The 22115-nt window shown below is 63.3% G+C and carries 15 protein-coding genes and 2 rRNA genes (1 of these 17 only partly in view); 16 read left to right on the top strand and 1 reads right to left on the bottom strand.

The genetic code is table 11. The annotated features are described in order from the left end of the window. From C1720_RS03995 to C1720_RS03975, 4 genes are all read left to right on the top strand, one after another. Positions 1-930, top strand: a 23S ribosomal RNA gene (locus C1720_RS03995); it begins 1944 nt to the left of the window's first position. A gap of 144 nt (positions 931-1074) precedes the next feature. Further along, a 5S ribosomal RNA gene (rrf, locus tag C1720_RS03990) occupies positions 1075-1187 on the top strand. Between the two features lie 53 nt (positions 1188-1240). Continuing rightward, positions 1241-2701 (top strand): metalloprotease TldD, encoded by a 1461-nt coding sequence (gene tldD / locus C1720_RS03985; protein WP_102283318.1) that lies wholly within the window; start codon positions 1241-1243, stop codon positions 2699-2701. A gap of 230 nt (positions 2702-2931) precedes the next feature. Continuing rightward, complete coding sequence (locus tag C1720_RS03975) at positions 2932-3933, top strand: porin (protein WP_082203190.1); 1002 nt, start codon at positions 2932-2934, stop codon at positions 3931-3933. 436 nt (positions 3934-4369) lie between these two features. On the opposite strand, the gene glnE is transcribed toward C1720_RS03975, so the two are convergent. Then, positions 4370-7291 carry a bifunctional [glutamate--ammonia ligase]-adenylyl-L-tyrosine phosphorylase/[glutamate--ammonia-ligase] adenylyltransferase gene (gene glnE / locus C1720_RS03970; RefSeq protein ID WP_102284488.1) on the bottom strand — a complete coding sequence of 974 codons (2922 nt, stop codon included), beginning with the start codon at positions 7289-7291 and terminating at the stop codon, positions 4370-4372. Positions 7292-7327: 36 nt separating this feature from the next. Between glnE and C1720_RS03965 the strand changes: the two genes are divergently transcribed. The 12 genes from C1720_RS03965 (at position 7328) to C1720_RS03915 (ending at position 22085) form a co-directional block, all read left to right on the top strand. Next, positions 7328-11515: a YhdP family protein gene (locus tag C1720_RS03965; protein WP_158241624.1), complete on the top strand. Its 4188-nt coding sequence runs from the start codon at positions 7328-7330 to the stop codon at positions 11513-11515. 192 nt (positions 11516-11707) lie between these two features. Further along, a complete protein-coding gene (gene rfbB / locus C1720_RS03960) occupies positions 11708-12811 on the top strand; it encodes a dTDP-glucose 4,6-dehydratase (protein ID WP_102283315.1) in 1104 nt (367 codons plus the stop codon). Further along, a complete protein-coding gene (gene rfbD, locus C1720_RS03955; RefSeq protein WP_102283314.1) occupies positions 12808-13710 on the top strand; it encodes a dTDP-4-dehydrorhamnose reductase in 903 nt (300 codons plus the stop codon). The genes rfbB and rfbD overlap by 4 nt, the downstream gene beginning before the upstream one ends. Positions 13711-13732: 22 nt before the next feature. Then, positions 13733-14389 (top strand): Nmad2 family putative nucleotide modification protein, encoded by a 657-nt coding sequence (locus tag C1720_RS03950; RefSeq protein WP_146006855.1) that lies wholly within the window; start codon positions 13733-13735, stop codon positions 14387-14389. A gap of 4 nt (positions 14390-14393) precedes the next feature. Next, the gene (locus C1720_RS12795; protein WP_146006854.1) at positions 14394-14987 is read left to right on the top strand and encodes a hypothetical protein; all 594 of its coding nucleotides are present in this window, start codon (positions 14394-14396) and stop codon (positions 14985-14987) included. A gap of 518 nt (positions 14988-15505) precedes the next feature. Continuing rightward, positions 15506-16405, top strand: a complete 900-nt coding sequence (gene rfbA, locus C1720_RS03945; RefSeq protein WP_102283312.1) for a glucose-1-phosphate thymidylyltransferase RfbA — start codon at positions 15506-15508, stop codon at positions 16403-16405. 17 nt (positions 16406-16422) lie between these two features. Further along, entirely contained in the window at positions 16423-17565 is a 1143-nt protein-coding gene (locus tag C1720_RS03940) for a DegT/DnrJ/EryC1/StrS family aminotransferase (protein WP_233199797.1), read from the top strand. Next, a complete protein-coding gene (locus tag C1720_RS03935) occupies positions 17559-18482 on the top strand; it encodes a glycosyltransferase family 2 protein (RefSeq protein WP_050715491.1) in 924 nt (307 codons plus the stop codon). Before C1720_RS03940 ends, C1720_RS03935 begins: the two co-directional genes overlap by 7 nt. 4 nt (positions 18483-18486) lie before the next feature. Next, positions 18487-19260: a WxcM-like domain-containing protein gene (locus tag C1720_RS03930; protein WP_158241623.1), complete on the top strand. Its 774-nt coding sequence runs from the start codon at positions 18487-18489 to the stop codon at positions 19258-19260. Further along, entirely contained in the window at positions 19257-19655 is a 399-nt protein-coding gene (locus tag C1720_RS03925; protein ID WP_050715493.1) for a GtrA family protein, read from the top strand. The genes C1720_RS03930 and C1720_RS03925 overlap by 4 nt, the downstream gene beginning before the upstream one ends. Next, on the top strand, positions 19642-21483 hold the full coding sequence (locus C1720_RS14490) for a hypothetical protein (protein WP_102283310.1): 1842 nt from the start codon (positions 19642-19644) through the stop codon (positions 21481-21483). The genes C1720_RS03925 and C1720_RS14490 overlap by 14 nt, the downstream gene beginning before the upstream one ends. Next, complete coding sequence (locus C1720_RS03915; protein ID WP_102283309.1) at positions 21480-22085, top strand: GNAT family N-acetyltransferase; 606 nt, start codon at positions 21480-21482, stop codon at positions 22083-22085. Before C1720_RS14490 ends, C1720_RS03915 begins: the two co-directional genes overlap by 4 nt. Positions 22086-22115: the final 30 nt, after the last annotated feature.

Raw genomic sequence — 22115 nt, 5'->3', positions numbered from 1 at the left:
CGTAACGATGGCCACACTGTCTCCTCCTGAGACTCAGCGAAGTTGAAATGTTTGTGATGATGCAATCTCCCCGCGGATAGACGGAAAGACCCCATGAACCTTTACTGTAGCTTTGTATTGGACTTTGAACAGATCTGTGTAGGATAGGTGGGAGGCTTTGAAGTGGTGACGCCAGTTGCTACGGAGCCGCTGTTGAAATACCACCCTGGTGTGTTTGAGGTTCTAACCTGCGTCCTTGAATCAGGACGGGGAACAGTGCATGGTAGGCAGTTTGACTGGGGCGGTCTCCTCCCAAAGCGTAACGGAGGAGTTCGAAGGTACGCTAGTTACGGTCGGACATCGTGACGATAGTGCAATGGCGCAAGCGTGCTTAACTGCGAGACTGACAAGTCGAGCAGGTGCGAAAGCAGGACATAGTGATCCGGTGGTTCTGTATGGAAGGGCCATCGCTCAACGGATAAAAGGTACTCTGGGGATAACAGGCTGATACCGCCCAAGAGTTCATATCGACGGCGGTGTTTGGCACCTCGATGTCGGCTCATCTCATCCTGGGGCTGTAGTCGGTCCCAAGGGTATGGCTGTTCGCCATTTAAAGAGGTACGTGAGCTGGGTTTAAAACGTCGTGAGACAGTTTGGTCCCTATCTTCCGTGGGCGTTGCAGATTTGAGGAAGCCTGCTCCTAGTACGAGAGGACCGGAGTGGACGCACCTCTGGTGTACCTGTTGTCACGCCAGTGGCATTGCAGGGTAGCTATGTGCGGAAGAGATAACCGCTGAAAGCATCTAAGCGGGAAACTCGTTTCAAGATGAGATCTGCCGGGGATTGATCCCCCTGAAGAGTCGTTCAAGACCAGGACGTTGATAGGCTGGGTGTGGAAGTGCAGCAATGCATTAAGCTAACCAGTACTAATTGCTCGTGAGGCTTGACCCTATAACTTTGATGCTCAATGAAACATCAAGAAAGAGCCGGATGCGTGCAGTCATGATTGAATGCTGATAGAATTCTATGGATTGACAATGAGTGCGCTTGAATCATGCGAACATTCTGAGCGTTCTTTATTGCAAAAAGTTAAAGCTTGATGACCATAGCAAGGCGGATCCACTCCTTCCCATCCCGAACAGGACAGTGAAACACCTTAGCGCCGATGATAGTGCGGACTCCCGTGCGAAAGTAGGACATCGTCAGGCTCATTGATTGAAAAGCACCCGAATGGGTGCTTTTTTTATTTGGGGATTAGGAAGTGAGACTTGTTCATGGTGAATCTTCTCTTGATTTGGCGGAGCGCTATTTGTTGGCTCAAGATGACTTGACATGGCAAAGCCTCAAAGATGCCTTGAATTTAATTGGATCTCGATGCGTTGATGATGCGGATATTTTTCTCCAATATTCGTGCGCTGAGAACTGGGGGTTTGACGAGGGGAGCATCAAGACGGGGGGATTTAGTATCAGTCAAGGAGTGGGCGTGCGGGCAGTATCTGGTGAGAAAACTGCTTTTGCATATTCTGATAGCCTGTCCAAGCTTGCTGTGATGAATGCGGCTAAAACTGTGCGGATAATGGCGCGCACAGCTCAGACTCCTTCAAAGTCAATTGGTATCAAGGCGGGATGTACGCAAAAAGGCCGTTTGTATGGCGAAGCCAATCCCCTGCTTTCCCTTAACAGTCTTCAGAAGGCTGCCTTGCTGGAACAAGTAGACAGGAAGGCGAGAGCGGTGGATCCGCGTATCGTGCAGGTAATGGCTAGCCTGTCCTCTGAGTGGGAGATTGTGCTCATTGCGCGATTGGATGGAGCCGTAGTTGCTGATGTCAGGCCATTGGTTCATTGTTCCTTGACGGTCATCGCGGAGCAAAACGGTCGACGCGAAGTGGGGTCGGCGGGTGGCGGTGCCAGAAGCGGATTGGAATATTTTTCAGAAGATCAGCTTGACACCTATGTGGCTCGAGCTACTCGAGCAGCCCTGACAAATCTGGAAGCTAGATCTGCTCCTGCTGGTGAAATGACCGTGGTGTTGGGGCCTGGCTGGCCTGGAATTTTGTTGCATGAAGCAGTGGGACATGGATTGGAAGGGGACTTCAATCGCAAAGGGGCCAGTGTCTTCGCGGGCCGGATTGGCGAAAGAGTTGCGGCCCGAGGCGTGACTGTTTGGGATGATGGCACTATATCAGGGCGGCGCGGCAGCCTGAATGTGGATGATGAAGGCAATCCAACGCAAGCCACTCTGCTCATCGAAAATGGCGTTCTAAAAGGGTACATGCAAGACGCCCAGAATGCGCGTCTCATGAAGCAAGCTTTGACGGGCAATGGCCGAAGGCAGAGCTATGCCCATCTGCCTATGCCGAGAATGACTAACACTTATATGGCAAATGGCGATTGCGCGCCGGAAGAGGTGATTTCCAGTATTAAAAAGGGCTTGTACGCCCTGAACTTTGCTGGAGGGCAAGTGGATGTGACTAGCGGAAATTTCGTTTTTTCAACCAGCGAAGCTTTCTGGGTAGAAAACGGAAAAATTCTCTACCCCGTCAAAGGGGCTACGCTGATTGGCAATGGGCCGCAAGTGCTTCAGAGGATTTCCATGATAGGAAATGATATGCGCTTGGATGCGGGTGTTGGCACTTGTGGCAAACAAGGACAAAGCGTGCCTGTGGGCGTGGGCCAGCCCACGCTGCGCATTGAGCAAATGACGGTGGGCGGTACCGCTTGAGGTTGTGTGATTGTTGTTTTTTGGCAGATGACGAAGGCGAAAATCGCTTTCACTGTCGTTAGATTGCAACAAGCGGGAGGCGAAACGCATCATTTGCTTTGCAGTTTTCACGAGAGTCTGGCCCAATACATATGGCTTCCCGTGCGGGGGGTTGGCTGGGTCCAAATCAACGCGGATGCTAGTGCTTCGCTTGGCCTGCGCCTTATGTGTTTAACCTTGGAGAATTTGCAATGAAAAAATCCCTGATTGCGTTGGCTGTGCTGGCCGCTTCCGGTGCCGTTATGGCCCAATCTTCTGTGACGCTGTATGGCGTTGTTGATCTTGGTGTTGGTCGCGTTGATTACAACCCTGCGACATTGGGCGTAAAGCGTCCGAATGTTAAAACTCAAATGCATGGCAATGCCATTGTAAACAATGGTGCAAGTCGGATTGGCTTTCGCGGTGTAGAGGATCTGGGCGGAGGCCTTAAGGTTGGTTTTAATTATGAGCAATCTATTAATGCAGAAAATGGTGCCGCTATTAGTGGTTATGGGCGCCAAGCTAATGTGTGGGTAGAAGGAGGCTTCGGTCAATTTAAGATGGGACGTGCGTTTACGCCCAGCTATAATGGTATGGAGGTGTGGGAGCTGCTTGGAGCTCCTGGTTATTCTGTGGTCGGTAATACATATGGCTTTGTTGGTCGTAGTTCTGCGCGCAATAATAGCCAATTTAGCTACAAGACACCAGTTTTTGGAGGCTTTAGCGGTGAGATTGGTTTTGTTACGAAGGGTGATTATCACCTCAATGGTAAGAATCATAAGATTGATGCCAACCTGATTTATGCCAATGGGCCGTTGGGTGTTGGTTTCTCATATAATAAAGTTAGCAAGGAAAAGGCTAATTATGCGTTAGGGGCTAAATATGATTTTGGCATGTTTACTCTGGCGGCAAGTTATAACGACGCTCGCAATCATGAGGTCGCGGATGATGCAGGAAACGTGCTTGGCGTGAATCGTCGCAGCGGGTTTACGATTGGCGGCTTGGTCAAGTTTGACAATGTGAGCGTGGCCCTTGATGTTGCACGCGATACAAAGCATCAAAACGCTTATGACTCCACTGTGAAGTACAAGAAATACACCAACGCTGTAGTCGAAGCTAAGTACGCTCTGTCCAAGCGCACATTCCTGTATGCAGACTACCTGCGCCTCGATAGCACCAATAACTACGGTGTCGGTCTGCGCCACAACTTCTGATGATGAAGACAGCTTGAAGCTGTGTCAGCTTTGAAAAAGCCGCCTTTGGGCGGCTTTTTCTTTTCTGATTGGTATTTCGCGGTGGCCTCCGGATTGCACTGAGTTGGTGCACAGGTTAATTCTGGTTGTGAAGATAATCTGATGTCTTATTCGGCTGAAGTAATTAATATCTGGATTCGCAGGGAGTGCCAGGCGTTTGCTAGGAATTCGATTGGTTATATAGTTTTGTGCTTAATACAAGGACAGGGCTGCCACAACTCTGAAGTGAAGTCTTGCTGATTGATATTGAGGCTCAGCGACTGATAATCAATGAATGGCAGTGACGTGCTGTTGCCCGCTCGCTTACATGAACTGCTGAAAGGCTTGATAGGGCCAGAGTCATCCCAGAGTTTGTCTGTTCATAACTGAGGGAGGGAACGAGGGCGCGGCTTTGCGCTCAGCCGAAAAGGTGCTGCCATACGGCCTGGATGGCGGCGCGTTCGCTGGCGAAGGCGGGTTCGTTGAAATGGTTGCCGGCTTCGTTGAGGCGGGCGATGTGCTGGGCGTGGCGCAAGGCGCGGTAGGCGTTGGCGGCGGCCTGGCCTGCGCCGGCGGGCAGCAAGGCGGCGGCTTCGGCGCGTTGCAGCAGGGCGATGTTGCCGAGGTTGGGTTCGAGCTGCGGGTGCTGGCGGGCGTGGGCGAGCACGAGGTATTGCACGCTGAATTCGGCGTCGATCATGCCGCCGGCGCTTTGTTTGATGTCGAACACGCCGGGCGGCGTGGCGTGGGCGGCGCGCATTTTGTGGCGCATGGCGGCGATTTCGTCGCGCAGGGCGGGCCGGTTGCGTTCGGCGGTGATGACGGCGTGGCGCACGGCGTCAAAGCGCGGGGCGAGCTGGGGCAGGCCGCAGACGTAGCGGGCGCGGGTCATGGCCTGGTGTTCCCAGGTCCAGGCGGTGTTGCTGCCGCGTTGCTGCTGGTAGCTGGCGTAGGCGGCGAAGCTGGTGACGAGCAGGCCGCTGTTGCCGTTGGGGCGCAGGGCGGTGTCGATTTCAAAGAGGTCGCCTTCGCCGGTGCGGGTGGTGAACCAGGTGATGAGCTTGCGGGCAAAGCCTGAATAGATATCGGGGGCGGCGGGGTTGTCGTCGTCAAAGACGAAAACAAGGTCGAGGTCGCTGCCGTAGCCCAGTTCTTTGCCGCCGAGCTTGCCGTAGCCGATGACGCCCAGCGCGGGCTGGCTGCGGTGGCGTTTGCGGTAGCGCGCCCAGCACCACTGGATGGCCACGCGCAAGGTGGCATCGGCCAGGGCGGAGAGGTCGTCGGCGACTTGTTCGACGGTGAGCGCGCCTTCCACGTCGCGCGCGAGGGTGCGGAAGACTTCGGCGTGGTGGGCGCGGCGCAGCAAGTCAAGCAGGGTTTCTTCGTCGTCTTCGCCTGTGCTGGCCAGGGCGGCCAGGCGCTCGTGCAGGGTTTGCTCGAAGGCGGCGGCGTCAAAGCGCTGCTGCATGAGGCCGGGGCTGGCGAGTTCGTCGATGACGCCGGGGTGCTGGCGCACGTAGCGGGCGGGCCAGCGGGCGGCGCCCAGCACGCGCAGCAGGCGTTCGTGCACGGCGGGGCGCTCCATGAGCAGGGCCAGGTAGCTTTCGCGGCGCAAGAGCGGCTCCAGCCAGTCGGCCATGCGCAGCACGGCTTCTTCGCTGATGCGGCCTTCGGCCAGCCAGGCGGCGCTGCGGCGCAGCAGGTGCATGAGGCGGGCGTGCGCCTGTTCGCGCAGGGCCTGCACGCGCGGGTGGGTGGCCCAGGCTTGCAGGCGCTGCTGCGCGGCGGGGGGAAAGTGCTGGAGCAGCTCCTGAAGGCCGGGCGGCGCGGTTTCCAGCTGGGGGGCGTTGCGGCTGGCGTCAGGGTGCGCGGCATGGGGCGCTGCGGTTTGTTCAGGCTGGGCGGCGCGGCATTTGTCGCATGGGCGGCGCGCCTGGCTGCCGCCGAGCAGGCTGTCGAATTCGTGCGCAACGACTTCGCGGTGGGCTTGCAAGTCGTCCAGCAGCGCGCCGGTTTGCGCGTAGCCCATGCTGCGCGCCAGCCAGTCGAGGTCGGCATCGGCCGTGGGCAGCAGGTGGGTTTGCTGGTCGTCCAGATACTGGATGCGGTGTTCCACGCGGCGCAAAAAGGTGTAGGCGGCAGCCAGCGCCTGTGCGCGGTCTTCGGGCATGAGCGCGGCGCGCGCCAGGCGCGGCAGGGCTTGCAAGGTGGCGCGCGTGCGCAGTTCGGGAAACTGGCCGCCGCGCACCACTTGCAGCAGTTGCACGATGAATTCGATTTCGCGGATGCCGCCGCGCGAGAGTTTCACGTCGCACGCGCCGCCGGGGCGGCCCGCACTGCGCTTGCTGGCCTGTTCGCGAATTTGGCGATGCAGCGCGCGCAAGGCTTCAAAGACGTTGTAGTCCAGGTATTTGCGAAAGACAAAGGGCAGCACCACGCCGCGCAGCGCCCGCGCGGCTTCGGGCGTGATGCCTTGCGGCGCAACCACGCGGCTTTTGAGCCAGGCCAGCCGTTCCCATTCGCGGCCTTGCACGTGCATGTACTGCGCCAGGGTGTCCAGCGCGCAAACGGCAGGGCCGCTTTTGCCGTTGGGGCGCAAGGCCAGGTCGATGCGAAAGACAAAGCCGTGTTCGGTGACTTCGCCGACCAGCGCGTGTATCTGGCGGGCCACGCGGGTGAAGTATTCCTGCATGCTGACGCTGCCGCGCCCGTCTGCGCGGCCTGCAGTGTCGCCGTCGCTTTCATGCAGGTAGATGAGGTCGATGTCGCTGGAGACGTTCAGCTCGCGCGCGCCCAGCTTGCCCATGCCCATCACCCAGAAGGGCACGCGCTGGCCGCGCCCGTTCAGCGGCGCGCCGTGGCGCTCGTCCAGCGCGGCGAAGGCGTGGCGGCAGGCTTCGTCCAGCGCGAATTCGGCCAGCCCGGTCATGGCGCGCGTGACCACTTCCAGCGGGGCCTGCTGCTCGCAGTCCAGCACGGCCAGGCGCTCGACGACCAGTTGGCGCGTGATGCGCAAGGCCGCGCCCGTGTCATGCCCCTGCCCGCGCAGCGCGGCAAAGGCGGCGGCCATGCTGGCGCGATCGGGCGCGCCGGGCGCCAGCAGGGGCAGCTCGCCTGCGTAGCGGCGGCGCAGGCGCTGCACCAGGCGCGAGTGGGCGGCCAGGCCGTCAAAAAAACCGGATTCGGCGGGCGGCGCGGGGGGCGGGGAGGCGGGGGGCGTCAGGCCGCAGGCTTGCGGCTGCTCGCAGCCTTGGCAGGCAGAGACCAGATGCTCGGAAAAATCAAGGGCGGGCAAATCAGGATCTGGCAAATCAAGGGCTGGCGTCTGGGGGCAAGTCATAATTTTTGGCTTCGATGCCAGCCTGGGTGCCCCACTTTGCTTGATTCATTTTTCCGACTTGCCGCCCGCCTGCTGAAAGTGCTGCTGTGGCTGCTGGTGTCGCTGGTGCTGCTGTCATCGGTGGCGTGGGGCTTTTTGCACTGGTTCATTGTGCCGCGTATCGACGATTTGCGCCCACGGCTGGAGCGCCTGGCCTCGCGCGCGATGGGGGCAAGGGTGACGGCCGAGCGCATCGAGGCGGTTTCCAACGGGCTGATTCCCGTCATCACCCTGCACGGCGTGACGGTGCGCCCGAATGCGCTGGAAGGCGAAAACAGCGCGGATGGCGCGGACGGCGAAGCCGGGCTGAAAGTGCCGCGCGTGCTGGCCGCTTTTTCCGTGCGCTCGCTCTGGCGCCTGGGCTTTGAGCAGCTGGTGATAGACGGCGCCCAGGTGCAGCTGCGCCGCCGTGCCGATGGCCGCCTGCTGGTGGCCGGGCTGGATGCTTCGGGCGACGCCAGCGCTGACACGCGGCTTGCCGACTGGTTTTTCTCGCAGCCGGAGCTGCTGCTGCAAGGCGGCCAGGTGCGATGGGAGGACGAAACGCGCGCCGCGCCGCCCGTCACCCTGACCGACGTGAGCCTGCTGTTTCGCAATGGCCGCCGCAGCCACGTCATGCAGCTGCAAGCCACGCCGCAAAAGGAGTGGGGCGAGCGCTTCACGCTGGTGGGGTATTTCCGCCAGCCGCTGCTGTCTTTGCACGCCGGGCAGTGGCGGCAGTGGAGCGGGCAGGCCTATGCCGATTTCCCGCGCGTGGACGTGGCGCAGCTGCGCCGCTATGCCCATGCGGGCGATCTGGGCGTGGAACTGCGCGAAGGCCGGGGCGCGCTGCGCGCCTGGGCCAGCGTGCGCGAAGGGCGGCAGGCCGAAGTCACGCTGGATGTGTCGCTGGCCAGCGTTTCCGCCGTGCTGGCGCCGCGCCTGCCGCCGCTGGCCTTGCGCTCGCTGGCAGGCCGCGCGCACTGGCAATGGGCCGGCAGCGGCATCTCCCTGCGCACGGAAAACCTGCAATTTGAAGACGCCAGCGGCGCAGTCTGGCCCGGCGGCAACTTCAGCCTGAAGCTGGAAAAAACCGGCGGCCAGCTGCGCGCCGACAAGCTCGATTTGGCCGCCCTGGCCCGCCTGGCCGCCGCTTTGCCCTTGGGCGAAGCGGCGCACCAGCACTTGCGCGCGCACACCATCCAGGGCCAGGTGGACAGCCTGAACGCCGCCTGGCGCAACGCGCCGCCCGCCGAAGCCGCCACGGCAGACGCCCCCGCCATTGCCGACTGGAGCCTCAAGCTCCGCGCCAGCGCCTTGTCCATCGGCGCCGATGCCGCTTCCGGCACGCCAGGGCTGGACGGCGCCACGCTGGATGTGGACGCCAGCGCCCAAGGCGGCACGGCCGAAGTGCTCATCGCCCGTGGCGGCCTCACCTTCCCCGGCGTGTTTGAAGAGCCGCGCATTGCCCTGGGCCAGCTCAAAACAAAGGCGCACTGGCAAGTGCAAGGCCGCCGCATCAGCGTGCAGGCCGACAGCATTGACGTGGACAGCGCCGACGCCACCGGCCGCTTTGCCGTCCGCTGGCACACCGGCGACGAAGCGGCGGGTCAGCCGCGCTTTCCCGGCGTGCTCGACTTGAAAGGGCGCTTTGCCCGCGCCAATGGCGCGCGCGTACACCGCTACTTGCCGCTGGTCATTCCGCCACAAGCGCGCCACTACGTGCGCGACGCCGTGCGCGAAGGGCTGGCGCAAGATGTGGACGTGGCCATTCAGGGCGACTTGCGCCATGTCCCGTTTGACGAACCCGGCCAGCGCGGCCAGTTCCGCTTTGCGGGCCGCGTGAAAAACGTGCTCATGGCCTACGTGCCCCGCAGCCTCCAGCCCGAAGGCCAACCCGCCTGGCCGCCGCTGAAAAACCTGGCGGGCCAGCTCATTTTTGAAGGCAACGGCATGCGCGTGGAAAACGCCAGCGCCGACGTGCAAGGCCACCCCGGCTGGCGCTTTGACCAGATTGCCGCCCGCATTGACGACATGGCCCGCGCCGTGGTGCAAGTCAAGGCCCAGGGCCAGGGCGATCTGGCCGCCGCGCTGGGCATCGTGCGCGCTTCGCCCGTGGCAGGCTTCACGCAGCACGCGCTGGACGAGGCCGAAGCCGACGGCAAGGCGCGTCTGGCGCTCTCGCTGAACCTGCCCATCGAGCACATTGAAAAATCCAAAGCCAGCGGTGAAGTCACCCTGGCGGGCAACGCCATCCGCTTCAGCCCCAACGCGCCGCCGCTGACCCAGGCGCAAGGGCGCGTGAGCTTCAACGAACAAGGCTTTGCCCTGCATGACACGCACGCGCAAGCGCTGGGCGGCCCCGTGCGCATCAGCGGCGGCAGCGTGGCGGCTGGCAAAGCAGCCAGCGCAACAGCAGGCAACGCAGCCGATGGCCCCCCCGCCCACAGCGTGCGCATCAGCGCCAGCGGCACCGCCAGCGCCGAGGGCCTGCGCCTGATGAAAAACTGGAGCGGCGTGCCGGGCCTGGCCACGCGCGCCAGCGGCAGCGCCAGCTATGAAGTGGCGCTGGGCTTTGCCGACGGCGAGCCTGACGTGACGGTGACAAGCGATCTGCGCGGCCTCTCATTCAAGCTGCCCGCCCCGCTGGACAAGCCCGCCGCCGATGCCTGGCCCCTGCTCTACGAACGGCGCGCCCTGCCCGGCGGCTTGCAGCGCCTGACCATCCGTGCGGGCAAACGCTTTCGCGCCGAATATGAGCAGCAAAGCGCCAGCCAGGGCGGCCGCGTGCTGCGCGGCGCACTGGCATTGGGCGAGACCAGCGTGCATGCCGCCAGCGCCGCCGCCCTGCCCGCCAGCGGCGTGACCGCCCATGCCGCGCTGGACGCCCTGCCCGCCGCCGAATGGCAAGACGCGCTGGATGCCATCTTCCCCGGCGCCAGCGACGCCCAGGCGGCCCCCGCCTCCAGCACCTCCAGCAGCTACATGCCCGACCGCGCGCACCTGCGCGCGCGCCAGCTCCTCATCGGCCGCCGCACCCTGCACGCCGTGCAGGCCGACGCCGCCCGCCAGGGCAGCCGCTGGAGCGCCAAAGTCCATGCCGACGAACTGGCAGGCCAAATCGAATACCGCCCCGCGCAAGGCCAAGACGCGGGCCTGCTGCGCGCCCGGCTGGAGCGCCTGCACTGGCCCGAGCCTGATGCAGCGCCGCCAGAAGAAGCGGCCACGGCCAGCGCCGAAAAACCCGAAGAAGCCGAAAAAACCGAAGAAGCCGAAAAAACCGAAGAAACCGCCAGCGGCGAAGCGCCCGCCCAAACCCTCTCGCGCATTCCCGCGCTCGACATCAGTGTGCAAGACATGCGCCTGCACGGCAAAAACCTGGGCCAGCTGGACATCCGCGCCGTCCATCACGCGTCCGGAAACGCCGCCGAAGGCCAGTGGCAGCTCAACACCTTGCGCCTGCAAAACCCCGACGCCACCTTGAACGCCCACGGCTCCTGGGCCGCCCCCGCCAAAGGGGGTGCGCGCCGCACCAGGCTGGACTTCACGCTCGAGGCGGCCAACGCAGGCCATCTGCTCGCACGCCTGGGCATGCCCGACACCCTGCGCGGCGGCAAAGGCCAAATCACCGGCCAGCTTTACTGGAGCGGCTCGCCCGCCGCCCCCCACTACCCCAGCCTGGGCGGCCACCTGCGGCTGGACATGGGTGAGGGCCAATTCCTCAAAGCCGACCCCGGCGCGGCCAAGCTGCTGGGCGTGCTCAGCCTGCAAGCGCTGCCGCGCCGCCTCACGCTGGATTTCCGCGACCTGTTCAGCGCCGGTTTCGCCTTTGACCAGGCCAGCGCCGACGTCAGCGTGGCCGCCGGTGTGGCCCGCACCACCAACTTGCGCATCAGCAGCGCCAACGCCACCGTGCTCATGCAAGGCAGCGCCGACATCGCCCGCGAAACGCAAGACCTCACCGCCCTGGTCATGCCCGAAATCGACGCCGGCAACGCCGCCCTGGCCACCGCCTTCGTCAATCCTGCCGCCGGCGCCATCGCCTTCATCGCCCAGCTCGCCTTGCGCAAGCCCCTCTCGCGCGCCGCCATGCGCGAATTCCGCATCACCGGCAGCTGGAGCGACCCCGTCGTGCAGCAGATCGAGCGCAAGGAAGAACGCAAGGACGAAACGCCTGCCGAACCCCAGGCCACATCCGGCGGATAGCTTGTTTTTGCTCCTTTATCAATAGCATGAGGTCCTAGTGGAAATTGCGCAGGGGCCGTTTTCCGGCCGTTAAATTTGCTCCTCTTTCTGAACAAGACGCTTGGCTGGCGCGCGCAGGCTGCGTGAAATAATCCGCGCCCGTCCGGCTGCCGGCATGGCGCCGGGCTTTTCGTTTCAGGAAAGCGACTTCCCATGATTCTTGTCACCGGCGGGGCCGGTTTCATCGGCAGCAATTTCGTGCTCGACTGGCTGGCCGCCGGCAACGAGCCTGTGCTCAACCTTGACAAGCTCACCTACGCGGGCAATCTGGCCAATCTGGCCAGCCTGCAAGGCGATGCACGCCACGTTTTCGTGCAGGGCGACATTGGCGACAGCGCCCTGGTGGCCCGCCTGCTGGCCGAACGCCGCCCGCGCGCCATCGTGCACTTTGCCGCCGAAAGCCATGTGGACCGCTCCATTCACGGCGCGCAAGACTTCATCGCCACCAACATCGTCGGCACCTTTGGCCTGCTCGAAGCGGCCCGCGCCTACTGGCTGACGCTGGATGAGGCGGACAAGGCGGCTTTCCGCTTTTTGCACGTTTCCACCGACGAGGTGTACGGCACGCTCGCGCCCGATGCGCCCGCCTTCACCGAAAAGCACGCCTGCGAACCCAACAGCCCCTACAGCGCCAGCAAGGCCGCCAGCGACCACCTGGCGCGCGCCTGGCATCACACCTACGGGCTGCCGGTGCTGACCACCCATTGCAGCAACAACTACGGGCCGTATCACTTTCCGGAAAAGCTCATTCCGCTGATGATCGTCAATGCCCTGGCGGGCAAGCCGCTGCCCGTGTATGGCGACGGCCAGCAAGTGCGCGACTGGCTCTACGTGAAAGACCATTGCAGCGCCATCTGCCGCGTGCTGCAGGCGGGCCGCGCGGGCGAAACCTACAACGTGGGCGGCTGGAACGAGAAAACCAATCTGGCCATCGTGCACACCATTTGCGATTTGCTCGACGAAATGCGCCCGCGCCCCGACGGCCGCAGCTACCGCGCGCAAATCACCCACGTGCAAGACCGCCCCGGCCATGACCGCCGCTACGCCATTGACGCGCGCAAGATCGAGCGCGAGCTGGGCTGGCGGCCCGCCGAAACCTTTGACAGCGGCATTCGCAAAACCGTGCGCTGGTATCTGGACAACCCCGAATGGGTGCAAGGCGTGCAAAGCGGCGCCTACCGCGAATGGGTGGCCGCCCAATACGGCCATGAAGGCGGCCATGAAGGCGCAGACGCACGCACGGGAGCGGCCTCATGAAAATTCTGCTGCTGGGCAAAAACGGCCAGGTCGGCTGGCAATTGCAGCGCGCCCTGGCCCCGCTGGGCGAAATCGTGGCGCTGGAGCGCAAGGACGCAGGCGGCGATCTGGCAGACCCGCAAGGGCTGGCCGCTGCCGTGCGCGCCGCAAAGCCGCAAGTCATCGTGAATGCTGCCGCCTACACGGCCGTGGACAAGGCCGAAAGCGAGCCGCAGCTGGCCCGCCTCATCAACACCGAAGCGCCCGCCGCCCTGGCCCGCGAAGCCGCCGCCAGCGGCGCGCTGCTGGTGCACTACAGCACCGATTACGTGTTTGACGGCAGCGGCAGCGCCCCCTGGCAGGAAAGCGACGCCACCGGGCCGCTGAACGTTTATGGCGCCACCAAGCTGGCAGGCGAGCAGGCCATTGCCGCCAGCGGCTGCGCGCATCTCACCTTCCGCACCAGCTGGGTGTATGCCGCGCATGGCGACAACTTCATCAAAACCATGCTGCGGCTGGCCGCCACGCGCGAGCGCCTGACCGTCATTGACGACCAAAAAGGCGCGCCCACCGGCGCCGAGCTGATCGCCGACGTGACGGCCCACGCCATCTCGCAAACCCTTCAGCAGCCCGCCAAGGCCGGGCTGTATCACCTGACGGCAGCGGGCGAAGCCAGCTGGTTTGACTACGCGCAATACGTGCTGGCCCTGGCCCGGCAGGCCAGGCCGCAGGGCGTCAAAACCGCTGCCGGCGGCGTGCAGCCCATCGCCTCCAGCCAATACCCCGCAGCCGCCCGCCGCCCGCTCAACTCGCGGCTGGACACGCGCCGCCTGCAAGCGGTTTTTGGTTTGACCCTGCCGCACTGGCAGGCAGGGGTGGCGCGGGTGCTGGAGGAGATTATTGAGCGCGGGAGGCGGTAAATAGTTTTTTGGAGGTGAAAGAATGATGAAGCTGCAAAACATAAAAGATCATTTGCTTCATACCTATAAAGTGGCACATGACGCAGGTGCAGCCCCCCAACCCGGATTCGGCATTTGCACGCTGGCCATTTGCAAACCTGTCATTCGCAGATGCGCGCAAATCGGCGATATTATCGTCGGCTTCGGTTGCCGGTCCGACAGCAATCGGATCGTGTATTGCATGCAGGTGGACGAAATATTGACTTGGCCGCAATACGTTGCCCGCTGCAAAACGGATGCGGCATTGAACGGCAAAATCCCGAAAAATGAAAACGATGCGGGTGATTGCATTTGGCTGGAAGAGCGTTCAGAAAGTTACGAACCATTGCCGTCCTGGTTGCGCCATAATTCTGACAATTTCCAGCAAGATGTTTTGAATGGGAAAAATGTTCTGTTGGCCAAAAAATTCTGGTATTTCGGCAAGGGTGACAAATACGATGTGCGTTTGCCGAAAGAGCTGGCAACCATTATTCCAAACCGGGGACACCAGAACTGGAAAAATGAAGATTGCAAAGAGTCATTCATCCGGTTTTTCAATACGCTGTTGAACGAACGCCATATCGCCCCGGGCAAACAGGGCACATCCGCCATTACCCCCAACGGCGAAAGATCGCAATGCAACACGAAGTGCCGCTGCTGATGGCTTGAGATCTTGCCTGAACCGACAACCCGGCCCGGCTGACAAGCCTTCGTCACCGGGCTGGTTTGCTATTAAAACCGGAGCTGAAAAAGACCCAAAAACGGCTGTAACTTCCGAGATAAAAGCGGGTTACTCTATCAAATCAGGAGCGAAAAAATGGGGCGGAAGCCGTCACTTTGCCCCACAAAGGCATCATCTTGGATCCTGCCACGCGGCAGACAGAAGACGGCAGCCCCGCCCTGATCATCTCGCTGCGGATGATGCAAAAAAATGGGGCGACGTTATTTACAGCATTCGCCTGCATTCCTCCATTCTCATTAATGGAGGTATAAATATTTCAATATCCAATGAAAACAATGAAAAATGCAGCGTTCGATCGCATTGGCACTGCTTCAGACCCATGCGTAAGAGTTGGCAAACAAGGAAAATTAAGCCATTCTATCCGTTTGTTGGCCAATCTGAAATATGTCTGTATCCTGAAAAACTGACTCAATACCTTGTTGGAAATATCAGTCAAACAACAAGTGTTCTTGGCCATGCATTTTCCGCAATTCACGACTGCGCCGCATTTAAAATATCGGATCATTCTTCTTCATAAAAGGCGTAATTGCCAATTCTGTCGAAATGTCTCATCGAATAGAATTCTCTCACGGGTTCTGTTATTGAAACAAATAAATCAGAGAGTCGAAATAATCCGGATTATTGTTGCCTGCTTGAATTGACCCAATAAAACAGCTTGCTTGCGCTTTTCATGCCTATTTTCATTACCAATCTGTATTAGCCCAAAATAAAAGCAATTCGAAAATCAACAATGGATTTTCAGATTGCCTTTCCAGCAAGCGACCCCTTCAATTTCGGCGGCTCTGTCTATTCCTGATCTCGGCAGGCGGCAGCGGGAGTCTGCCGCCACTGGGCCACAATCGCGATCAAATCAGAATCTAAAAAAAGCTCAGAAAACGGCAGCAAGGCCCGAAATCAAAGCGACTCTCGCTATTAAAAGAGGATCGAAAAAACGGGGGTTCCGTGGCCGGGGGCTTGCGGGTCGTGGCCTTTGGCGTAGCGCACTTGCGCATCTGCCAAAATTTTGGCTTTTGAATCGATAAAAAGAGGCGCTGCATGACCTTGCCACGCAAAGGCATCATCCTGGCCGGAGGCTCCGGCACCCGGTTGCATCCGGCCACCCTGGCTATCAGCAAGCAACTGCTGCCGGTATATGACAAACCCATGATTTATTACCCGCTGGCTGCGCTCATGCTGGCGGGCATACGCGATGTGCTGGTCATCAGCACGCCGCAGGACACGCCGCGCTTTCAGCAACTGCTGGGCGACGGCAGTCAGTGGGGGTTGCATTTGCAATACGCCGTGCAGCCCAGCCCGGACGGACTGGCGCAGGCGTTCATCATTGGCGAAGCCTTCCTGAGCGGCGCGCCCAGCGCCTTGGTGCTGGGCGACAACATCTTCTACGGGCACGACTTCGAAACCCTGCTGGCCGCCGCGCAGGCCCGGCGCGATGGCGCCACGGTGTTCGCCTACCACGTGCAAGACCCCGAACGCTACGGCGTGGTGGCTTTTGACGCGCAAGGCCGGGCCACCAGCATCGAGGAAAAGCCCGCCCGGCCCAAAAGCAATTACGCCGTTACCGGCTTGTATTTCTACGACGCGCAAGTGGTGGACATCGCCAAGGCCGTCAGGCCCAGCGCGCGCGGTGAACTGGAGATCACCAGCGTCAATGACGCTTATTTGCGGCAAGGGCAGCTCAGCGTGCAAATCATGCAGCGCGGCTACGCCTGGCTGGACACGGGCACGCACGAGAGCCTGATGCAGGCCGGGCAGTTCATCGCCACGCTGGAGCAGCGCCAGGGGCTGAAGATTGCCTGCCCGGAAGAAATTGCCTGGCGCAAGGGCTTCATTGACAGCGCCCAGCTTGAAAAACTGGCGCAGCCGCTGGCCAAGAGCGGCTATGGCCAATATCTGCAAGGGCTGCTGCGCGATGGCACCGCGCCGAAACGGGCCTGAGAAGGCAGCTTGCCGCCATGATTCAACACTCCCCCCCCTCCCTTTCGGATGCCGTGCCTTTTTTCACCACGCAAGGCATGAGCTTTGACGTTGATTTGGCCGCCTGCATTCAGCGCGTGCTGGAGCAGGGGCAGTTTGTGCTGGGGCCGCAAGTGCAGGCTTTCGAGACCGCCTTTGCCGACTACGTGGGCGCGGCGCATGCCATTGGCGTGGCCAACGGCACGGATGCGCTGACGCTGGCACTGCGTGCGCTGGGCGTGGGGCCAGGCCAGCGCGTGGCGGCGGCGGCCAATGCGGGTTACTACGCCAGCACGGCCATTTCCCAGACAGGCGCCGCGCCGCAGTACGTGGAAGTGGATGAAGACAGCCTGACTCTTGCGCCCGCCGCGCTGGCGCAAGCGCTGCGCGGGGCAGACAAGCCCGCCGCCGTCATCGCCACGCACCTTTACGGGCGGATGGCGGACATGCCCGCGCTGGCGGCCCTGTGCGCCCAAGCGCGCGTGCCGCTGGTGGAAGACGCGGCGCAGGCCCACGGCGCGATTCTGGGCGGGCGCAAGGCAGGCGCATGGGCCAATGTGGCGTGCTTCAGCTTCTACCCCACCAAAAACCTGGGCGCCGTAGGCGATGGCGGAGCGCTGACCACTTCTGACGGCGCACTGGCCCAGCGGCTGCGCGCCCTGCGGCAATACGGCTGGCAGCAGCGCAAATACGAAGTGGCTCTGCCCGGCGGCATGAACAGCCGCCTGGACGAGTTGCAGGCGGCCGTGCTGCTGGCGAAGCTGCCGCTTCTGGATGCCGCCAACGCCGCACGCCGTGCCGTGGCCGCGCACTACAACGCCGCCTTTGCCGGGCTGCCCGTGCGCTGCCCGTCCGGGCTGGATGAAAGCCATGTGGCCCATTTGTACGTGTTGCGCACGTCCCGGCGCGATGCCTTGCGCGCCCATCTGCTGGCGCAGGGCGTGGGCTGCGAAGTTCACTACCCCATCGCCGACCATCGCCAGCCGGTTCGCCGCGCTGAAAGCGCGTTTGTCCTGCCTGTGACGGAAGCGGCATGCGCTGAAGTGATTTCGCTGCCGTGCCACCCGGCCTTGTCACCAGCGCAAATTGGGCGCGTGACAGGAGCGGTTCGGGCCTTTTTCAGCCAGGGGGGCGCATGCTGAGCCTGATCGTGCCCGTTTACAAAAACGAAGAGTCGCTGCCTGATCTGCTGGCGGCGCTGCAAGACATGAACGGCCAGCTTGCCGGATCGCTGGAAGTGGTGCTGGTGGTAGATGGCAGCCCCGACCGCAGCTATGCCATCTTGCAAGAGCGCCTGCCCGCCACGGGCCTGCGGGCCACGCTGGTTCTGCTCACGCGCAACTTCGGCGCATTTGCCGCCGTGCGCATGGGGCTGGAGCTGGCGGCGGGCGACTTCTTCGCCGTGATGGCGGCTGACCTGCAAGAGCCGCCAGAGCTGGCGCTGCAAATGCTCGCCTTGCTGGAGCAAGACCAGGCGGATGTGGTGATCGCCGAGCGCGCCATGCGGCACGACCCGTGGTGGCAGCGCTGGCAGTCGCAGCTGTTCTGGGCGCTGTACCGCCGCTACGTGGTGGCCGACATGCCGCCGGGAGGCGTGGATGTGTTCGCGTGCAACCGCGCATTCCGCGATGCCCTGCTGGCGCTGCAAGAGCGCCGCAGCTCGCTCATCGCGCAGATTTTCTGGCTGGGTTTCAGGCGCGCTGGCGTGCCCTATGTGCGCCTGCCGCGCCGCCACGGCCAATCGGCCTGGACGTGGCGCAAGAAAGTGGCCTATCTGGCTGACAGCGTGTTTGCCTTCTCCGACTTGCCCCTGCGCCTGCTGGTGCGCGCCGGAGGGCTGGGCGTGCTGGTGGCGCTGGCGCTGGGCGGCGCGGCCATCGTGGGCCGCTTGATGGGCTGGATTGACGTGCCCGGCTATGCGATGACGCTGATCGTCATTCTTTTTTTCGGCGCGCTCAATCTCCTGAGCCTGGGCATCGTTGGCGCATACGCCTGGCGCGCCTATGAAAACACCAAGCAGCGCCCGCAGGCGCTGGCGCTGCGCGTGCAAAGGTTTTGAGAGCATGGCAAACATCCATCCCAGCGCGCAACTGGCCCTGGCCCGCGTGGAGCCGGGCGTGAGCGCGGGGCCGCTGGCCGTGGCTGCCGCTGGAGCCGTGCTGGAAGCAGGCTGCGCGCTGGCCGCTGCGGCCTGCGTGGGTGAAGGCGCGGTGATTGGCGCGGGCGCGCGGGTGGGTGAAGGCGCGGTGGTTGCTGCTGGCGTGCGCGTGGGGGCGCAGGCGCGCATCGAAGCGGGGGCCGTCGTCACGCGCCACGTGCCGCCGCGCGCCATCGTGCAGGCGCAAGCGGCCACCATTGCTGGCTATGTGGATACGCCAGCGCACTGGCAGGCGCCGCCTGCGGCGCGCGGCGGCGCGCTGGCCAGCGCCGTGCGGGGCGTGCGCCTGTACCGGCTGCGCGAAGTGCAAGACATGCGGGGCGACCTGTGCGCTGCCGAGCTGGGGCGCGATCTGCCTTTCGTCGTGCGGCGCAGCTTTCTCATCTACAACGTGCCCAATGCGGAAGTGCGCGGCGAGCACGCGCACCGCCAGTGCGAGCAGTTCCTCATGGCCGTCAAAGGCTCCGTGCGCGTGCGGGTGGACGATGGCCGCCAGCGCGAAGAGTTCTGCCTGGACAGCCCCGGCCTGGGCCTTCATCTGCCTCCCATGGTGTGGGGCACGCAGTACCGCTATTCCGAAGGGGCCATGCTGCTTGTGCTGGCTTCGCTGCCCTACGACCCGGCTGACTACATCCGCGACTACGGCGAATTTCTCGCGCTGGCAAAGGAGTTGGCATGAAAGCGGGCGAGGGCGCGGCGCGCCTGGCTGGCGAAAGCGTCCGCTACTTGCTGGCCGGCGGGCTGAACACGCTGGCGAGCTACGCGCTGTATCTGGCCCTGCTGCAGGCGATGGACTACCGCGCGGCCTATGTGCTGGCATTCGTGGCGGGCATTGCCCTGTCGTTTGCATTGCTGCGCCACGCCGTGTTCGCGCGGCCGGGGCGGCCTTTTTCGCTGCTGTGGGTGGCGGCCAGCCATTTGCTGCAGCTGGGGCTGGGGCTGGCCGTGGTGCAGGCCTGGGTGGCTGCGCTGCATGGCCCGCAGTGGGCTGCGCCGCTGGCGGCTGCGCTGGCGGTTGCGCCGCTCATGTTCGTTTTGCAGCGCTGGATATTCACACCCCATGTCCGGCGCTGACTGCCTTGCCCGCCTGCGCCAGGCCCTGCCGCGCGCCTGCGTGGCGCTGCCGCTATTCATGCTGGCCGCCAATGTATTGGCCTGGCTGCGCTGGGGCACGGATCTGCCGTTTCTGGACGACTGGCGGGCCTACAACACGGAGCAAACCACTTCGCTTGCCCCGGCGCGCCTGTTTGAAGCTGCCAACAACACCATCGCGCCCGTGGGGCTGGCGCTGGACGCCCTGGCCCAGCGCTGGCTGGGCGGCAACCCGCTGCCGTATCAGACGCTTTCCATGCTGGGCGTGCTGGGCGGCCTGCTCTGGCTGCAATGGCGGCTGCTGGGCTGGGCGCTGCGCCAGCCGGTCTGGCAGGCGCTGGCGTTCGCCTTCACGGTGTTCATGCTCCAGTCCGGCAGCTACTGGGGCGAACAGAACCTGGCCTATCACCAGGCCCTGCCCCTGCTGGCGCTGCTGGGGGCGGCCTGGCTGAACTTTGGCCGCGCCCGGCCCAATGCGGCAGCTGGCGGCTGGCGGCTGGCGGGCGTGCTGGCTCTGGGGCTGCTGGCAGGGCTTTCCTACGTGTCGGGTGCTGTGGGCGCTTTGGTCATGGGCGGCGGCTGGTGGCTGCTTGCCTGGCGCATGCCACCGCAGGCGCTGCGCGCGCGCGGCATGAGCGGCGGCGCGGCGCTGGCCCTGGCGGGGCTGCTGACCACGGCGTTGCAGATGGGCCTGACGCGCAGGTCCGGGGCGGACAGCCTGGGCCAGTCCATGCGCCTGACCTGGCCGCACGAGGGCGATTTCTGGTGGTTCATGGCGGGCAAGCTGGGGCGCGCCAGCGGACACGGTTTTGAATCGCTGGCGCTGGAGGCGGCCTGGGTGGCGCTGCTGGCGCTGGCGCTGCTGGCCGCTGCTGCTTTCGCCTTGCGGGGCGTCTGGGCGGCTGGCGGGGCGCGGCGCAGGCGGCTGACGCTAGTCTGGCTGCCCCTGCTGGCTGTGGTGCTGGCCTATCTGGCGCTGGTAAGCCTGGGGCGCGCGGGGCTGCGCGGCGCTGACGAACAGGGCGCTGCGGCCCTGTTCCGCTTGGCGTATGGGCGTTTTCATTTCTTCTGGGCCACGCTTTTGCCGCCCTGGCTGGCGGCCACGCTGGCCGTGGCCTTGCGCCGCCGCGCCGAGCGCGCGCTGGCGGCGCTGCTGCTGGCGGCGCTGGCGTTGGCAGCCGCGCGCGGCGTTTTTGACGTGGCGGCCTACTACCGCAGCGCCTCGGCCTTTCGCGCTGGTGAAATTCGCTGCCTGGCCCGCCAGCTGGGCAGCGGCCAGCCCGTGCTGTGCCCGGGGTTTGACGCCGTGGGCATCACCGACTTCACGCGCGCCTATTTGCATGCGCGGCGCGTGGGCGCTTCTTTCGTGCGCTATTTGCCCATTGCCGGGCGGGATGGCTTCGGGCACGAAATGCTGCGCCTGGAGCCTGGGCAAATGCAGTGGCAGCAGGCGCGGCAGCTGGAAGATGGCTGGCTGCAAGGGCTGGGCGACGCGCAGCTGCTGCTGGCCATGCCCGCAGACCGCGCTGCAGCATGCCGCGTGCTGGGCGTGCAGGCCCTGCTGCACGCTGGCCAAAGCGGTGTGGCGCAGCTTTTCTACCGCCTGCGCGGGCAGGCCGGATTTGAAGAAGGCCGTTCCGTGCGCAAGCCCTATGCGGCCAGCCGCGAGCGCGCCGCCCTGATTGAATTCGTGATCGAAAGCCCTGAAGGGCTGGAGCCGGAGTTGCGGCTGGATCCGCTGGAAGGCCAGGGCGAATTCCGCGTGGACGAGCTGCGCGTGGCCTGCCTGCTGCCGGAGAAAGCGCCATGACCGCACTGCCCGTCATTCGCAAAGCGCGCTGCGTGCAAGGCCGCACGCTGCTTTTGCGCGACGCCTGCGAGGCTGACGCCCCCTTCATCCATGCCCTGCGCAGCGACCCCGTGCGCGCCCGCCATCTCTCTGCCGTGCCGCCGCAAGTGCAGGCGCAGGCGGACTGGCTGCGCCGCTATGCAGGCAGCCAGGGGCAGGCGTATTTCGTCATTGCCGATGGGCAAAACGGCGCGCCGCTGGGCACGGTGCGCCTGTATGACGCGCGCGGCACGGCCTTTTGCTGGGGATCGTGGCTGCTGCTGCCTGGCTTGCCTGCCCGCTGCGGCATCGAATCGGCGCTCATGGTCTATCACTACGCGCTCTGGCTGGGCTTTGATTCCGCCTGGTTTGAAGTGCGGCAGGAAAACGCCAGCGTCTGGCGCTTTCATGAAAACTTCGGCGCGCGCCGCACGGGCGCGGCCAATGGCCACTATCAATATGAACTGCCGCCCGCCGCCTTGCAGACCGCGCTGCAAAAATACCGCCGCTACCTGCCGGACGGCATCCGCGTCTTGGAGTCTGTTCATGATTTGGCCATGAAGGGCGAAAGCGCGGCCCAATGATGATGGGCTGCAAGGCGCAGACAGCTCTTG

This window comes from Ottowia massiliensis, assembly GCF_900240305.1.
In the GTDB taxonomy this organism is placed as follows: Bacteria; Pseudomonadota; Gammaproteobacteria; order Burkholderiales; family Burkholderiaceae_C; genus Ottowia; species Ottowia massiliensis.
The sequence above is the reverse complement of the archived record's forward strand: the minus strand, read 5'-3'. Positions and strand labels throughout refer to the sequence as shown.

What these genes read in the sequence shown, in the direction of transcription:
- C1720_RS03975 (WP_082203190.1), top strand. Translation starts at nt 2,932, where the DNA reads ATGAAAAAATCCCTGATTGCGTTGGCTGTGCTGGCCGCTTCCGGTGCC.
- glnE (WP_102284488.1), bottom strand. Translation starts at nt 7,291, where the DNA reads ATGACTTGCCCCCAGACGCCAGCCCTTGATTTGCCAGATCCTGATTTG.
- rfbB (WP_102283315.1), top strand. Translation starts at nt 11,708, where the DNA reads ATGATTCTTGTCACCGGCGGGGCCGGTTTCATCGGCAGCAATTTCGTG.
- rfbD (WP_102283314.1), top strand. Translation starts at nt 12,808, where the DNA reads ATGAAAATTCTGCTGCTGGGCAAAAACGGCCAGGTCGGCTGGCAATTG.
- C1720_RS03950 (WP_146006855.1), top strand. Translation starts at nt 13,733, where the DNA reads ATGATGAAGCTGCAAAACATAAAAGATCATTTGCTTCATACCTATAAA.
- rfbA (WP_102283312.1), top strand. Translation starts at nt 15,506, where the DNA reads ATGACCTTGCCACGCAAAGGCATCATCCTGGCCGGAGGCTCCGGCACC.
- C1720_RS03940 (WP_233199797.1), top strand. Translation starts at nt 16,423, where the DNA reads ATGATTCAACACTCCCCCCCCTCCCTTTCGGATGCCGTGCCTTTTTTC.
- C1720_RS03935 (WP_050715491.1), top strand. Translation starts at nt 17,559, where the DNA reads ATGCTGAGCCTGATCGTGCCCGTTTACAAAAACGAAGAGTCGCTGCCT.
- C1720_RS03930 (WP_158241623.1), top strand. Translation starts at nt 18,487, where the DNA reads ATGGCAAACATCCATCCCAGCGCGCAACTGGCCCTGGCCCGCGTGGAG.
- C1720_RS03925 (WP_050715493.1), top strand. Translation starts at nt 19,257, where the DNA reads ATGAAAGCGGGCGAGGGCGCGGCGCGCCTGGCTGGCGAAAGCGTCCGC.
- C1720_RS14490 (WP_102283310.1), top strand. Translation starts at nt 19,642, where the DNA reads ATGTCCGGCGCTGACTGCCTTGCCCGCCTGCGCCAGGCCCTGCCGCGC.
- C1720_RS03915 (WP_102283309.1), top strand. Translation starts at nt 21,480, where the DNA reads ATGACCGCACTGCCCGTCATTCGCAAAGCGCGCTGCGTGCAAGGCCGC.